The sequence below is a fragment of the Lysobacter sp. M15 genome (assembly GCF_022662515.1).
In the GTDB taxonomy this organism is placed as follows: Bacteria; Pseudomonadota; Gammaproteobacteria; order Xanthomonadales; family Xanthomonadaceae; genus JAKPBU01.
Genome location: NZ_JAKPBV010000014.1, coordinates 1 through 15,945 on the forward strand (window position 1 = coordinate 1; position 15,945 = coordinate 15,945).

10 protein-coding genes are annotated in these 15,945 nt (G+C 65.1%); all 10 read right to left on the reverse strand.

Translation table 11 applies throughout. The features are described from left to right. Positions 1-833 (reverse strand): elongation factor Tu (locus MC380_RS14115; protein ID WP_242165528.1); only part of this gene is annotated, 833 nt, incomplete at its 3' end. Between the two features lie 98 nt (positions 834-931). Next, a complete protein-coding gene (fusA, locus tag MC380_RS14120; RefSeq protein ID WP_242103008.1) occupies positions 932-3,022 on the reverse strand; it encodes an elongation factor G in 2,091 nt (696 codons plus the stop codon). Positions 3,023-3,213: 191 nt separating this feature from the next. Then, complete coding sequence (gene rpsG, locus MC380_RS14125) at positions 3,214-3,681, reverse strand: 30S ribosomal protein S7 (RefSeq protein WP_242103007.1); 468 nt, start codon at positions 3,679-3,681, stop codon at positions 3,214-3,216. 70 nt (positions 3,682-3,751) lie between these two features. Beyond that, the gene (gene rpsL / locus MC380_RS14130; protein ID WP_242103006.1) at positions 3,752-4,126 is read right to left on the reverse strand and encodes a 30S ribosomal protein S12; all 375 of its coding nucleotides are present in this window, start codon (positions 4,124-4,126) and stop codon (positions 3,752-3,754) included. A gap of 286 nt (positions 4,127-4,412) precedes the next feature. Further along, positions 4,413-8,642, reverse strand: a complete 4,230-nt coding sequence (rpoC, locus tag MC380_RS14135) for a DNA-directed RNA polymerase subunit beta' (RefSeq protein ID WP_242103005.1) — start codon at positions 8,640-8,642, stop codon at positions 4,413-4,415. Between the two features lie 70 nt (positions 8,643-8,712). Beyond that, a complete protein-coding gene (gene rpoB, locus MC380_RS14140; protein WP_242103004.1) occupies positions 8,713-12,870 on the reverse strand; it encodes a DNA-directed RNA polymerase subunit beta in 4,158 nt (1,385 codons plus the stop codon). A gap of 402 nt (positions 12,871-13,272) precedes the next feature. Continuing rightward, a complete protein-coding gene (gene rplL / locus MC380_RS14145) occupies positions 13,273-13,644 on the reverse strand; it encodes a 50S ribosomal protein L7/L12 (protein WP_242103003.1) in 372 nt (123 codons plus the stop codon). 84 nt (positions 13,645-13,728) lie between these two features. Continuing rightward, positions 13,729-14,253, reverse strand: a complete 525-nt coding sequence (rplJ, locus tag MC380_RS14150; RefSeq protein ID WP_242103002.1) for a 50S ribosomal protein L10 — start codon at positions 14,251-14,253, stop codon at positions 13,729-13,731. Positions 14,254-14,730: 477 nt separating this feature from the next. After that, positions 14,731-15,429, reverse strand: a complete 699-nt coding sequence (gene rplA, locus MC380_RS14155; RefSeq protein WP_242103001.1) for a 50S ribosomal protein L1 — start codon at positions 15,427-15,429, stop codon at positions 14,731-14,733. A gap of 4 nt (positions 15,430-15,433) precedes the next feature. Next, complete coding sequence (gene rplK, locus MC380_RS14160; protein ID WP_242103000.1) at positions 15,434-15,862, reverse strand: 50S ribosomal protein L11; 429 nt, start codon at positions 15,860-15,862, stop codon at positions 15,434-15,436. Between the last annotated feature and the right edge of the window lie 83 nt (positions 15,863-15,945).

Here is a 15,945-nt window from a genome sequence, read left to right on the forward strand (position 1 = left end):
CCGGCGTTGTCGCCCGCCTGGCCCTGGTCGAGCAGCTTGCGGAACATCTCCACGCCCGTCACCACGGTCTTCTGGGTCGGACGGATGCCCACGATCTCGATCTCGTCGCCCACCTTCACGATCCCGCGCTCGATCCGCCCGGTCACCACCGTGCCGCGGCCGGAAATCGAGAACACGTCCTCCACCGGCATCAGGAACGCCTTGTCGATGTCGCGCTCGGGCTGCGGGATATAGCTGTCCAGCGCTTCCACCAGCTGCAGGATCGAGGGCACACCGATCTCCGACTGGTCGCCTTCCAGCGCCTTGAGCGCCGAGCCCTTCACGATCGGGGTGTCGTCGCCCGGGAACTCGTACTTGGACAGCAGCTCGCGCACTTCCATCTCCACCAGCTCCAGCAGCTCGGCGTCGTCCACCATGTCCGCCTTGTTCAGGTAGACCACGATGTACGGCACGCCCACCTGCCGCGCCAGCAGGATGTGCTCGCGCGTCTGCGGCATCGGGCCGTCCGCGGCCGAGCACACCAGGATCGCACCGTCCATCTGCGCCGCACCGGTGATCATGTTCTTCACGTAGTCCGCGTGGCCCGGGCAGTCCACGTGCGCGTAGTGGCGGTTCGGGCTCTCGTACTCCACGTGCGCCGTCGAAATCGTGATCCCGCGCGCCTTCTCTTCCGGCGCCGCGTCGATCTGGTCGTACGCCTTGAACTCGCCACCAAAACGCTCCGCGCCGATCTTCGTCAGCGCCGCCGTCAGCGTCGTCTTGCCGTGATCCACGTGTCCAATCGTGCCCACGTTCACGTGGGGCTTGGTGCGCTCGAATTTACCCTTGGCCATTTCTAAAACTCCGGGATTGGGGATTGGGGATTGGGGATTCGGAAAGGCGGGATTCGCTATGTTGCGAATCTCGAATCCCGATTCCCGCATCCCGGCTCTTAATTCTTCTTGATCACCGCTTCGGCGATGTTGGTCGGAGCCTCGGCGTAATGGTCGAACTCCATCGTGAACGTGGCGCGTCCCTGCGACATCGAACGCAGCGACGTGGCGTAGCCGAACATCTCGCCCAGCGGGATCATCGCGTTGATGATCTTGCCCGACGGACTGTCGTCCTGGCCCTGCAGGATGCCGCGACGACGGCTCACGTCGCCCATCACGTCGCCGAGATAGTCCTCGGGGCTCACGATCTCGACCTTCATCATCGGCTCGAGCAGCACCGGGCTGGCCTTGTTGAAGCCTTCCTTGAAGCCCATCGAACCTGCGATCTTGAAGGCCATTTCCGACGAGTCGACCTCGTGGTACGAACCGTCGACCAGCTTGACCTTGACGTCGACGATCGGATAGCCGGCCATGATGCCGTTGGCGACCGCTTCCTGGATGCCCTTGTCGACCGCGGGGATGTATTCCTTCGGCACCACACCGCCGACGATCGCGTTCTCGAACTCGTAGCCCTTGCCCTGCTCGTTGGGCGAGATCTCCAGCCACACGTGGCCGAACTGGCCCTTGCCGCCGGACTGGCGCACGAACTTGCCTTCGGCCTTGACCGCCTTGCGGATGGTTTCGCGATAGGCGACCTGCGGCTTGCCGACATTGGCTTCCACGTTGAACTCGCGCTTCATGCGATCCACCAGGATGTCCAGGTGCAGCTCGCCCATGCCCGAGATGATGGTCTGGCCGGATTCCTCGTCGGTACGCACGCGGAACGACGGGTCTTCCTGGGCCAGACGGCCCAGGGCGATGCCCATCTTTTCCTGGTCGGACTTGGTCTTGGGCTCGACCGCCATCGAGATGACCGGCTCCGGGAAGGTCATGCGCTCGAGCGTGATCACGTGATCCTGCGAGCACAGCGTGTCGCCGGTGGTCACGTCCTTCAGGCCCACGGCCGCGGCGATGTCGCCGGCGCGCACTTCCTTGATCTCGTCGCGGTTGTTCGCGTGCATCTGCAGGATGCGGCCGATGCGCTCCTTCTTCGACTTGATCGGGTTGTAGACCTGGTCGCCGGAGTTGAGCGTGCCCGAATACACCCGGAAGAACGTGAGCGAACCCACGAACGGATCGGTCATGATCTTGAACGCGAGTGCCGAGAACGGCTCGCTGTCCGAGGCCTGGCGATGGTCTTCCTTGTCGTTCTCGTCGATGCCCTGCACCGGCGGGCGGTCGATCGGCGACGGCAGCAGCTGGATCACCGCGTCGAGCATCGCCTGCACGCCCTTGTTCTTGAACGCGGTGCCGCAGTAGACCGGAATCACTTCGGTCTTGAGCGTGCGCTCGCGGATGCCGGCCACGATTTCGGCTTCGGACAGATCGCCCTCGTTGAGGTACTTGTCCATCAGCTCTTCCGACGCCTCGGCGGCGGCCTCGACCATGAAGTTGCGCGCCTCGGCGCACTTCTCGACCAGGTGGGCGGGAACGTCGATGTAGTTGAACTTGGTGCCCTGCGACGCGACGTCCCAGGCGATCGCCTTCATCTTGATCAGGTCGACCACGCCTTCGAAGTTCTCCTCGGCGCCGATCGGCACCTGCATCGGCACCGGGTAGGCACCCAGGCGCGACTTGAGCTGTTCGACCACCTTGTCGAAGTTGGCGCCGGTGCGGTCCATCTTGTTGACGAACGCAAGCCGCGGCACCTTGTACTTGTTGGCCTGGCGCCACACGGTCTCGGACTGCGGCTGCACGCCGCCGACGGCGCACAGCACGAACACCGCGCCATCGAGCACGCGCAGCGAACGCTCGACCTCGATGGTGAAGTCGACGTGCCCGGGGGTATCGATGATGTTGAACCGATGCTCAGGCAGCGACTGGTCCATGCCCTTCCAGAACGCCGTGGTGGCGGCCGAAGTGATGGTGATGCCGCGCTCCTGCTCCTGCTCCATCCAGTCCATCGTCGCGGCGCCTTCGTGCACCTCGCCGATCTTGTGGTTGACACCGGTGTAGAACAGGATGCGTTCGGTGGTCGTGGTCTTGCCGGCATCGATGTGCGCCATGATGCCGAAGTTGCGGTAACGCTCGATGGGGGTGGTGCGGGCCACGGTAATCTCTCTTTGCTTCTTGAGCAGCTGCGTTCGCTGTGGCGTGCCTGCCTGTGCGAACCTGGGTTCCGGATGGCCGATGGCCGCCTTTCGGCGGCCGTCGGTCTGGTGCGGCGGTGGTCCCGGAGGGAGCCGCTGCGATGGCGCTTGTCTCTGCGCCTTGCGGGCTTAGCGGACCCGCGCCGACAGTCTTACCAGCGGTAGTGCGCGAAGGCCTTGTTGGCTTCGGCCATGCGGTGGGTTTCCTCGCGCTTCTTGATCGCGCCGCCGCGGTTCTCGGAAGCGTCGATCAGCTCGCCGGCGAGCTTGCGCGGCATCGAGTTCTCGCCGCGCTTGCGGGCCGACTCGATCAGCCAGCGCATCGCCAGCGCCATGCGCCGCGAAGCGCGTACTTCGACCGGCACCTGGTAGGTGGCGCCGCCGACGCGACGCGACTTCACCTCGACCGCAGGCGACACATTGCTGAGCGCCTTCTCGACCAGTTCGAGCGCGTTGGGATTCTTCTCGCCGATCGTGTCCATGGCGCCATACACGATCTTCTCGGCGACCGACTTCTTGCCGCTCTGCATGACCATGTTGATGAAGCGGGCGATGGTCTCGCTGCCGTGCTTCGGGTCGGGCAGCACCGAACGCTGCGGGGTATTGCCTTTACGCGACATGTTGCTTCTCTCGTAGGGCGGGCCTGGCCCGCCGTCAAATCCGGGATGGGCCTGGGCCCGTCTTCATGAATCAGGACTTCGGACGCTTCGCGCCGTACTTGGAGCGGCCCTGGCGACGCTTGGCCACGCCGGCGGCATCGAGCGAACCGCGCACGGTGTGATAGCGCACGCCCGGCAGGTCCTTGACGCGGCCGCCGCGGATCAGCACCACGCTGTGCTCCTGCAGGTTGTGGCCTTCGCCGCCGATGTACGAGATGACCTCGTACCCGTTGGTCAGGCGCACTTTCGCCACCTTGCGCAGGGCCGAGTTCGGCTTCTTCGGCGTGGTGGTGTACACGCGGGTGCACACGCCACGACGCTGCGGGCAGTTGGCGAGCGCGGGCGACGTGCTCTTGTAGGTTTCCGGGCTGCGCGGCTTGCGCACCAGCTGGTTGATCGTTGCCATCGGGTTTGGGTTCTTGGTTTCGAGGCCGAAGCCTGCACGGGTCGTATTCGACGAAAACTAAAGCAGGACGCAACTGCGGCCTGCTTAGACGAAAAAGTATAGCCCGCGCCGACGATCACCGTCAACGCGGACCTGTTGCCGCCGGGGCCGGGCCGTAGCCCGAACCACCGGTCGGGAGCCTTCGCTCCCGGCGGTTCCCCGCCCCTCCTGGGCCGAACACGAGGCGCTCCCTGCGCCTCATTTCGGGTTCTGCGGCGACCCCTTGGGCCGCCTGGGTCATCGCGACTTAGCTGGCGCTGGACTCCTCGCTCGCTTCGGCCGTCTCGCCGGCCTCGGCCGGGGTCGATTCGGCGGGGGCGCCCGACAGGGCATCCATTTCCGCCTGGGTGAGCCCGGAAGCATTGCGCCGGCGTTCGTTGTGATAGGCCAGACCGGTACCGGCCGGGATCAGACGGCCGACGATCACGTTTTCCTTGAGCCCGCGCAGGCCGTCGCGGGTACCGCGGACGGCGGCCTCGGTCAGCACCCGGGTAGTCTCCTGGAACGACGCAGCCGAGATGAACGACTCGGTCGCCAGCGAGGCCTTGGTGATGCCCAGCAGGACCGGCTCGAAGCGGATCGGCAGCTCGCCCTTGGCCAGGAGTTTGACGTTCTCCTCGATCACGCGCTGGCGCTCGGCCTGCTCGCCGTGCAGGAACTTGCCGTCGCCCTGGTCGGTGATCTCGACCTTGCGCAGCATCTGGCGAATGATCACCTCGATGTGCTTGTCGTTGATCTTCACGCCCTGCAGGCGGTAGACGTCCTGGATCTCCTTGACCAGGTACGCGGCCAGTTCCTCGACGCCCTTCAGCCGCAGGATGTCCTGCGGGCTGGGTTCGCCGTCCACCACGGTCTCGCCCTTCTCCACGTGCTCGCCTTCGAACACGATGATCTGGCGGTACTTCGGGATCAGCTCCTCATGCTCCTCGCCATCGGCGCCCTTGATGATCAGGCGCTGCTTGCCCTTGGTGTCCTTGCCGAAGCTGACCACGCCCGAACGCTCGGCCAGGATCGCGGGATCCTTGGGCTTGCGCGCCTCGAACAGGTCGGCCACGCGCGGCAGACCGCCGGTGATGTCGCGGGTCTTGGAGGCTTCCTGCGGGATCTTGGCGACCACGTCGCCGACCCCGACCGCCGCCCCGTCCTGCAGGTTGACGATCGAACGCGGCGGCAGCAGGTACTGCGCCGGCAGGTCGGTACCCGGGATGCTGAGATCCTTGCCCGCCTTGTCGACGATGCGCACGATCGGCCGCAGGTCCTTGCCCTGGTTGCCGCGACGCTTGGGATCGGTGATCTCGCGCGAGGCCAGGCCAGTCAGCTCGTCGGTCTTCTCGATCACGGTCACGCCGTCGACGAAATCGACGAAGCGCATGAAACCGGCCACTTCCGACACGATCGGGTGGTTATGCGGATCCCAGTTCGCCACCGTCTGCCCGGCCTTGAGGGCGCCGCCGTCCTTGACGTGGATGGTCGCGCCGTAAGGCAGCTTGTAGCGCTCGCGCTCGCGGCCGTGGCTGTCGAGCACCGACAGTTCGCCCGAGCGCGACACCGCGACCAGATGGCCGCTGGCGTGCTGGACGTGCTTGAGGTTGTTGAACTTGATCGAACCGGTGGTCTTGACCGTGACGTTGTCGATCGCCGCCGCCCGCGAAGCCGCGCCGCCGATGTGGAAGGTCCGCATCGTCAGCTGGGTGCCGGGCTCGCCGATGGACTGCGCGGCGACCACGCCCACTGCTTCGCCGTGGTTGACGGTGTGGCCACGGCCCAGATCGCGCCCGTAGCAGCTGGCGCACACGCCGAAGCCGCTCTCGCAGGTGATGGTGGAACGCACCTTGATCGCCTGCACGCCGGCGTCCTCGAGCTTCTGCACCCAGGCCTCGTCCAGCAGGGTGTTGCGGGTGACGAACGGATCCTCGTCGTTGCCCGGCAGGAACACGTCCTCGGCCACGATCCGGCCCAGCACGCGGTCGCGCAGCGGCTCGACCACATCGCCGCCTTCCACGATCGGGGTCATGGTCAGGCCAGCGAGCGTGCCGCAGTCGTCCTCGGTGATCACCACATCCTGGGCCACGTCGACCAGGCGGCGGGTCAGGTAACCGGAGTTCGCGGTCTTCAACGCGGTATCGGCGAGACCCTTACGGGCACCGTGGGTCGAGATGAAGTACTGCAGGACGTTCAGGCCCTCGCGGAAGTTCGCGGTGATCGGCGTCTCGATGATCGAGCCGTCCGGCTTGGCCATCAGGCCGCGCATGCCCGCGAGCTGGCGGATCTGCGCCTGCGAACCACGCGCGCCGGAGTCGGCCATGATGTAGATCGAGTTCATCGACTTCTGGTCGACCATCTCGCCCTTGGCGTTCTTCACCCGGTCGGTGCCGATCGCCTCCATCATCGCCTTGGCCACGCGCTCGTTGGTGCGCGACCAGATGTCGACCACCTTGTTGTAGCGCTCGCCGCCGGTGACCAGGCCGCTCTGGTACTGCTGCTGGATTTCCAGCACTTCGTCCTCGGCCTCGGCCAGGATGCCCTTCTTCTCACCCGGAATGATCATGTCGTCGATGCCGATCGACACGCCCGCGCGGGTGGCGTTGGCGAAGCCGGTGTACATCAGCTGGTCGGCGAACACGACCGTGTCCTTCAGGCCCAGCATGCGGTAGCAGGTGTTGATCAGGCGGCTGATGTTCTTCTTGGTCAGCTCGGTGTTGACCAGGGCGAACGGCAGGCCTTCGGGCAGGATTTCCGCCAACAGGGCACGACCGACAGTGGTGTCGATGATCGAGGTACGCGGTTCGCGCGAACCGTCCTCGTTCACCACCACCTCGCTGATGCGCACCTTGACCTTGGCGTGCAGGCCGGCAGCCTTGTTGTCGAAGGCTCGACGCACTTCCGACACGTTGGCGAAGGCCATGCCTTCGCCCGGCTCGTTCTCCAGCGCGCGGGTCATGTAGTACAGGCCGAGCACCACGTCCTGCGACGGCACGATGATCGGCTCGCCGTTGGCGGGCGAGAGGATGTTGTTGGTCGACATCATCAGCGCGCGCGCTTCCAGCTGGGCCTCCAGGCTCAGCGGAACGTGCACGGCCATCTGGTCGCCGTCGAAGTCGGCGTTGAACGCGGTGCAGACCAGCGGATGCAGCTGGATCGCCTTGCCTTCGATCAGCACCGGCTCGAACGCCTGGATGCCGAGGCGGTGCAGGGTCGGGGCGCGGTTGAGCAACACCGGATGCTCGCGGATCACCTCTTCCAGGATGTCCCACACCTCGGCTTCTTCGCGCTCGACCAGCTTCTTGGCGGCCTTGATCGTCGTGGCCAGGCCACGGCGCTGCAGCTTGGCGAAGATGAAGGGCTTGAACAGCTCCAGCGCCATTTTCTTCGGCAGGCCGCACTCGTGCAGGCGCAGGGTCGGGCCGACCACGATGACCGAACGGCCCGAGTAGTCGACGCGCTTGCCGAGCAGGTTCTGGCGGAAGCGGCCCTGCTTGCCCTTGATCATGTCGGCCAGCGACTTGAGCGGGCGCTTGTTGGTACCGGTGATGGCGCGGCCGCGGCGGCCGTTGTCCATCAGCGCGTCGACCGATTCCTGCAGCATGCGCTTCTCGTTGCGCACGATGATGTCGGGCGCATTGAGTTCGAGCAGGCGGCGCAGGCGGTTGTTGCGGTTGATGACGCGGCGGTACAGGTCATTGAGGTCCGACGTCGCGAAGCGGCCGCCGTCCAGGGGGACGAGCGGGCGCAGGTCCGGCGGCAGCACCGGCAGCACGGTCATGACCATCCACTCGGGACGATTGCCCGACTCGAGGAATGCCTCGACCAGCTTGATCCGCTTGGTCAGGCGCTTGAGCTTGGTTTCCGAGCCGGTGCCGGCGATCTCTTCCTTCAGCTTGACCATCTCGGCCTGCAGGTCGATCGTGCGCAGCAGTTCGAACACGGCTTCGGCGCCCATCGCTGCGTCGAAGTCGTCGCCGTGCTCCTGGCGCGCGGTCATGTACTGCTCTTCGTTGAGCAGCTGGCCCTGCTCGAGCGGGGTCAGGCCCGGTTCGGTGACCACATAGGCCTCGAAGTACAGGATGCGTTCGATGTCGCGCAGGGTCATGTCCAGCATCAGGCCGATGCGCGAGGGCAGCGACTTGAGGAACCAGATGTGCGCGACCGGCGAAGCCAGGTCGATGTGGCCCATGCGCTCGCGGCGCACCTTGGCCAGGGTCACTTCGGTGCCGCACTTCTCGCAGACCACGCCGCGGTGCTTCATGCGCTTGTACTTGCCGCACAGGCACTCGTAGTCCTTGATCGGCCCGAAGATCGCAGCGCAGAACAGGCCGTCGCGCTCGGGCTTGAAGGTACGGTAGTTGATCGTCTCCGGCTTCTTCACCTCGCCGAAGGACCAGGAGCGGATCAAATCCGGCGACGCCAGCGCGATCTTGATCGCGTCGAAGTCGAGGGTCGGGCGCTGCTGGTTGAACAGGTTGAGCAGGTCTTTCATTTGATTTCTCCGGTTCGAAGGCAATGAGGGCGCGGACAGGCGCGCGGTCTAGCCGCGCGCGCTACCCGGCTCAGTGCTCTTCGAGTTCCATGTTGATCGCCAGCGAGCGGATTTCCTTCACCAGTACGTTGAAGGACTCCGGCATCCCCGCGACCATCTCGTGCTCGCCGTCGACGATGTTCTTGTACATCTGGTTGCGGCCCTGCACGTCGTCGGACTTCACCGTCAGCATTTCCTGCAGGGTGTAGGCCGCGCCGTAGGCTTCCAGCGCCCAGACTTCCATCTCGCCGAAGCGCTGACCGCCGAACTGCGCCTTGCCGCCCAGCGGCTGCTGGGTGACAAGCGAGTACGGGCCGGTCGAACGCGCGTGCATCTTGTCGTCGACCAGATGGTTGAGCTTGAGCATGTGCATGTAACCCACGGTCACCAGGCGCTCGAACGCATCGCCGGTGCGGCCGTCGTACAGCTGGGTCTGGCCATGGGTCGGCAGGTCGGCCAGGGTGAGCATCGCCTTGATCTCGGACTCGGCCGCGCCGTCGAACACCGGGGTGGCCATCGGCACGCCGTCGGTCAGGTTGTGCGCCAGCGTCAGCAGTTCCTCGTCGCTGAACTGCTTCAGGTCGACGCGGTGGCTTTCCGGCTGCCCGTCGTGGTTGTAGATCTGGTCGAGGAATTTGCGTAGGTCGGCGATCTTGGCCTGGGCCTGCAGCATCGCGTCGATCTTCTTGCCCAGGCCCTTCGCCGCCCAGCCCAGGTGCACCTCGAGGATCTGGCCGATGTTCATTCGGCTCGGCACGCCCAGCGGGTTGAGCACGATGTCCACGGTGGTGCCGTCGGCCATGTAGGGCATGTCCTGCACCGGCACAATGGTCGACACCACGCCCTTGTTGCCGTGGCGTCCGGCCATCTTGTCGCCCGGCTGGATCCGGCGCTTCACGGCCAGGTACACCTTGACCATCTTCAGCACGCCCGGGGCGAGATCATCGCCCTGGGTAATCTTGGCGCGCTTGTCCTGGAAGCGCTTCTCGAACTCCTTCTCATGCGCCTGGATCTGCTTCTGCGCGCGCTCGATCGCATCGCTGGCGTCGTCGTCCTTCATCCGCAGCTGGAACCAGTCGGACTTCTTCAGCCCGTCGAGCACCAGCGAGGTGACGGTGTCGCCCTTCTTCAGGCCAGGGCCGCCGTTGGCGACCTTGCCCTGGATCTGGGTGCGCAGGCGCGCGTAGATCGCCGATTCCAGGATCCGGAACTGGTCGTCGAAGTCCTTCTTGACCCGCTTGATCTCGTTTTCCTCGATCTGGCGGGCGCGCTTGTCCTTCTCGATGCCGTCGCGGGTGAAGACCTGCACGTCGATGACCACGCCGTCCATGCCCGGGGGCACGCGCAGCGAGCTGTCCTTCACGTCCGAGGCCTTCTCGCCGAAGATCGCGCGCAGCAGCTTCTCTTCCGGGGTCAGCTGGCTCTCGCCCTTCGGTGTGACCTTGCCCACCAGGATGTCGCCGGCGCGCACTTCGGCACCGATGTACACCACGCCGCTCTCGTCCAGGCGGTTGAGCGCCTGCTCGGAGACGTTGGGGATGTCGGCGGAGATCTCCTCCGGCCCGAGCTTGGTGTCGCGCGCCTGGACGGTGAGCTCTTCGATATGGATCGTGGTGTAGCGATCCTCCTCGACCACGCGCTCGGAGAGCAGGATCGAGTCCTCGAAGTTGTAGCCGTTCCACGGCATGAACGCGACCAGCATGTTCTGGCCGAGCGCCAGCTCGCCGATGTCGGTCGAAGGGCCGTCGGCCAGCACGTCGCCGCGCGCGACCACGTCGCCCACGTTCACCAGAGGAGTCTGGTTGATGCAGGTGTTCTGGTTGGAACGCGTGTACTTGATCAGCGAGTAGATGTCGACGCCGGCATCGGTATCGCCCGAGATCTCGCTCTCGTTGACCTTGACCACGATGCGCGCGGCGTCGATCTGCTCGATCGTGCCGCCGCGGCGCGCGTTCACGGTCACGCCCGAGTCGCGCGCCACCGCACGCTCGATGCCGGTACCGACCAGCGGCTTCTGCGCCCTGAGGGTGGGCACGGCCTGGCGCTGCATGTTGGCGCCCATCAGCGCGCGGTTGGCGTCGTCGTGCTCCAGGAACGGCACCAGCGCCGCTGCCACCGATACGGTCTGCATCGGCGAGACGTCCATGAAGTGGATCTCACTGGGCGGACGCAGCATCGACTCGCCCTGGTAGCGGCAGGCGACGAACTGCGCGGCGATGTTGCCCTTGCCGTCCTGCGGCGCATTGGCCTGGGCGATGACGAACTCGTTCTCCTCGATCGCCGAGAGGTACTCGATCTCGTCGGTGATGCGGCCGTCCACGACCTTGCGGTACGGCGTCTCGAGGAAGCCGTACTTGTTGGTGCGCGCGAACACGGCCAGCGAGTTGATCAGGCCGATGTTGGGGCCTTCCGGCGTCTCGATGGTGCACACGCGACCGTAATGGGTCGGATGCACGTCGCGCACCTCGAACCCGGCGCGTTCGCGGGTCAGGCCGCCTGGACCCAGCGCCGAAACGCGGCGCTTGTGGGTGACTTCCGACAGCGGATTGTTCTGGTCCATGAACTGCGACAGCTGCGAGGAGCCGAAGAACTCCTTCACCGCGGCGGCCACCGGCTTGGCATTGATCAGCTCCTGCGGGGTCAGGCCATCGGCCTCGGCCATGGTCAGGCGCTCGCGCACGGCGCGCTCCACGCGCACCAGGCCGACGCGGAACACGTTCTCGGCCATCTCGCCCACGCTGCGCACGCGACGGTTGCCCAGGTGGTCGATGTCGTCGACCACGCCGCGGCCGTTGCGGATCTCGGTCAGGACCTTGATCACGTCGAGGATGTCGGACATGTCGCCGCACTGTTCGCGCAGGCGCACCGATTCCTCATCCTTGCGCTCGGCGAAATAGCGCGCGTCGTACAGCACCGGCGCGCCGGTGACTTCCTTGCGACCGATACGGCGGTTGAACTTCATCCGCCCAACGCCGGACAGGTCGTAGCGCTCGAAGGTAAAGAACAGGTTGTGGAACAGGTTCTGGGCGGCGTCCTTGGTCGGCGGCTCGCCCGGCCGCATCATGCGGTAGATCTCGACCAGGGCCTCGAGCTGGGTCTTGGTCGCGTCGATGCGCAGCGTGTTGGACAGGTAGGCGCCGCGATCGAGGTCGTTGACCCACAGCGTGCCCACGGCCTCGATGCCCGCCTTGCGGAACTTGGCCAGCTGCTCTTCGCTGATCTCGTCGTTGGCGGTGGCCAGCAGTTCGCCGGTGTTCGCATCGACCACGTCGTGCGAGAGGATCCGGCCGATCAGGTAGTCGTCGGGCACCGCCAGCGCCTCGATGCCGGAGGCCTCGAGCTGCTTGACGTGGCGCGCGGTGATGCGCTTGCCGGCTTCGACGATCACCTTGTCGCCGTCGGCGAGGTCGAAATTCAGGGTTTCGCCGCGCAGGCGCTCGGGCACCAGCACCAGCTGAACGCCTTCCTTCGGATCGATGTGGAAGGTGTTGATCTCGAAGAACTCGTTGAGCATCTCCTCGTTGGAGTAGCCCAGCGCGCGCAGCAGCACGCTGACCGGCAGCTTGCGGCGGCGGTCGATACGGGTGAACAGCGCATCCTTGGGATCGAACTCGAAGTCCAGCCACGAACCGCGGTACGGGATGATGCGGGCGCTGTAGAGCAGCTTGCCCGAGGAATGGGTCTTGCCGCGATCGTGGTCGAAGAACACGCCGGGCGAGCGGTGCAGCTGCGAGACGATGACTCGCTCGGTTCCGTTGACGATGAAGGTGCCGTTGTCGGTCATGAGCGGGATCTCGCCCATGTAGACTTCCTGCTCCTTCACGTACTTGATCGTCTTGCTCGACGATTCGCGATCGTAGATCACCAGGCGCACGGTGACGCGCAACGGCGCGCCGTAGGACAGGCCGCGGTTGCGGCATTCGCGTTCGTCGAACACCGGGTCGCCCAGCTTGTAGCCGACGTATTCCAGCGCCGCGTAGCCGTTGTAGCTGACGATCGGGAACACCGACTTCAGGGCCGCGTGCAAGCCCTTGTCGCCGCGCTTGGACGGCTCGGTATGCTCCTGCAGGAACTCGCGATAGGAGTCGACCTGGATGGCCAGGAGGAACGGCACCTCGAGGATCGAGCGGCTCTTGCCGAAGTCCTTGCGGATGCGCTTCTTTTCGGTGAAGGAGTATTGCTGCGTCATGGGGAACTAGCGCCTCGTGATTTCGCGGGTGAAGCGCGGCAAGCGCTCATGCTTGCCGGGCGAGCGCACGCCTTGGTGCGCTCAGGGGGGCTTGTTTCCAAACCGGGCAGTGGGAAGTCGCTGGTATTGCCGGCACCAGCACGCCTTCTCCCGCTACTTCCAACTGCCGACTCTGGTTGTAGGTATTGCAACTGCTTGGACTTCAGTAACGGCCAAAGGCCGGAGGCTTGCGCCCCCGGCTTTGGGTCTTGCTCGTCATCCTGCGAGCGCAGGAATCCTGTAGTTCGTGTTGCTGATGGCTCGGATAAACCTTGGATCAAAATCGAAAACGCCAGATCCCCGCCTGCGCGGGGACGACGATCTGCGCGAGCCCGGCGCCTGCGGCGCCGGGCTCGCAAACCGTCACTTGACCTCGACGGTCGCGCCGGCGGCTTCCAGGTCCTTCTTGAACTTGGCGGCGTCGTCCTTCGACACGGCGTCCTTCACGGTGCCACCGGCCTCGGTCAGGTCCTTGGCTTCCTTCAGGCCCAGGCCGGTGATCGCGCGGACCACCTTGATGACCTCGACCTTCTTCTCGCCGGCCGACTTCAGCACCACGGCGAATTCGGTCTGCTCCTCGACCGGGGCGGCGGCGGCGGCCGGGCCGGCGGCCACGGCGACCGGGGCGGCGGCGGACACGCCGAACTTTTCTTCCATCGCCTTGACCAGTTCCATCACTTCCATGAGGGACTTGCCGGCGATCGCTTCGATGATCTGATCGTTGGAAAGGGACATTGTGATTACCTCTGTTATCTAAGATTGGAAACGACTGTTAGGCAGTACTGTCTTGAAGCTGGGATTTCGTATGCCGAATGACGGTCAGGCGGCCTTCTGCTGGCCGACCGCGTTGGTGACGCGGGCGATCTGCGATGCCGGCTCGGAGAGCAGGCGCACCAGCATGGTGGCGGGCTGGACCATGACGCTGAGCAGCATCGACAGCGCCTGGTCGCGGGTCGGCAGAGACGCCAGGACATCCACATGGGAGCCTGGGTACTTCTGTCCGCCCAACGACACCAGTCGCGGCTTCAGCTTATCGTTCGCCTTGGCGAACTCCTTGATCAGGCGTCCTGCGGCGCCCGGGTCTTCCTTCGAGAAGGCGTACAGCAGCGGACCGGTCAGCTCGTCTGCGATGACGGCGTAATCGGTCCCCTCCACTGCGCGCGAGACCAGCGTGTTCTTTGCGACTTTCAGGAACACGCCTTCCTGACGCGCCTTCTTGCGAAGGCTGGTCAGCTGCTCGACTGTCAAACCCGCGTACTCCGCGGCGACCAGCGAATGCGCCTTGCCGGCGACCTCCGCCAGTTCGGCAACGACTTCCTGCTTCTGGGTCAGATTGAGAGCCATTGCATTACCTCGAATGATCGGCGGAAGATGGAAGGCCGGCCATTGATGACCGGGTTGTTGCGGAACGATCCGCATTCCAACGACCGACGACATTGCTTCAACACCAATTCCGGCATCCGCGCCGGAAGTGGAACCAGGTCGGCGGCGAGTCCTTCGCTGCCGGGGCACCGGGTCTTGCGACGCGATGCCCTTGCGGTGGCCGTTTCCAGGTGTAGCGAAATCACTGGAGGGTCGGCAACCATCTACGCAGGCCCTTGCGGCTTAAGCAGCGGTGTCGGATCCGACGGCGATTCCTTGCCAAGCGAGCCTCCGTGCCCGTCGTCGAACCTTCCACGCACCGCGCCTGCGGTCTTTGACGGCGCTCGCGTCCGGCAGATGCCTTGGCGATGCCCTCAAAAAGCCAGGAACCAGTAGGTGGAAACTAGAAACTAGTGATGGGTGTTTCTCTAGTTCCTAGTTCCTGATCACTAGTTCCTGTTATTTCAATGCCAGCGACGACTGGTCCACGGTGACGCCGGGTCCCATGGTCGAGCTGACCGAGATCTTCTGCAGATAAGTGCCCTTGGCCGTGGCCGGCTTGGCCTTGATCAGGTCGAGCAGCAGCGCCTGCAGGTTGTCCTTGAGCTTGCCGGCTTCGAAGTCGGCCTTGCCGATGGTGCAGTGGATGATGCCGGCCTTGTCGGTGCGGTAACGCACCTGGCCGCCCTTGGCGTTCTTGACCGCTTCGGCCGGGTTCGGCGACACGGTGCCCACCTTCGGGTTCGGCATCAGCCCGCGAGGACCGAGCACCTGGCCGAGCTTGCCGACCACGCGCATCGCATCCGGCGTGGCGATGACCACGTCGTAGTTCAGGTCGCCGGCCTGCATCTTCTCGGCCAGGTCGTCCATGCCCACGGCTTCGGCACCGGCGGCCAGGGCCTCGTCGGCCTTGGCGCCTGCGGGTGCGAACACCGCCACGCGCACGGTCTTGCCGGTGCCGGCGGGCAGCACGGTGGAGCCGCGCACCTGCTGGTCGGACTTCTTGGCGTCGACGCCGAGGCGCACGGCCACGTCCACCGACTCCACGAACTTGGTCTTCACGTTGCCCTGCACGATCTTCAGGGCCTCGTCGATCGGATAGACCTTGCCCGGTTCAACCGCGGCCACGATCGCTTTCTGTCGCTTGGTCTGTGCCATGGCCTCAGCCCTCCACCGTCAGGCCCATCGAACGGGCGGAGCCCGCGATGGTGCGCACTGCTGCATCCAGGTCCGCTGCGGTCAGATCGGGCTCTTTCGCCTTGGCGATGTCCTCGAGCTGCTTGCGGGTGACCTTGCCCACCTTCTCGGTGTTCGGGCGCTTGGAACCGGACTGGATGCCGACCGCCTTCTTCAGCAGGATCGACGCCGGCGGCGTCTTGGTGATGAAGGTGAAGGTACGGTCCGAGTACGCGGTGATCACGGTCGGAATCGGCAGACCCGGCTCCAGCTTCTGCGTGGCGGCATTGAACGCCTTGCAGAATTCCATGATGTTCAGGCCGCGCTGGCCCAGGGCAGGACCGACCGGCGGCGAGGGATTCGCCTGCCCGGCTTTCACCTGCAGCTTGATGTAACCGACGACTTTCTTTGCCATTGCTCTACTCCTGCGAGTGCAAGCGCCTTGCGGCTCCTCGCGTCATTGGCCGGCACGAACCACTCGCGCCGGCGATGTTTCGC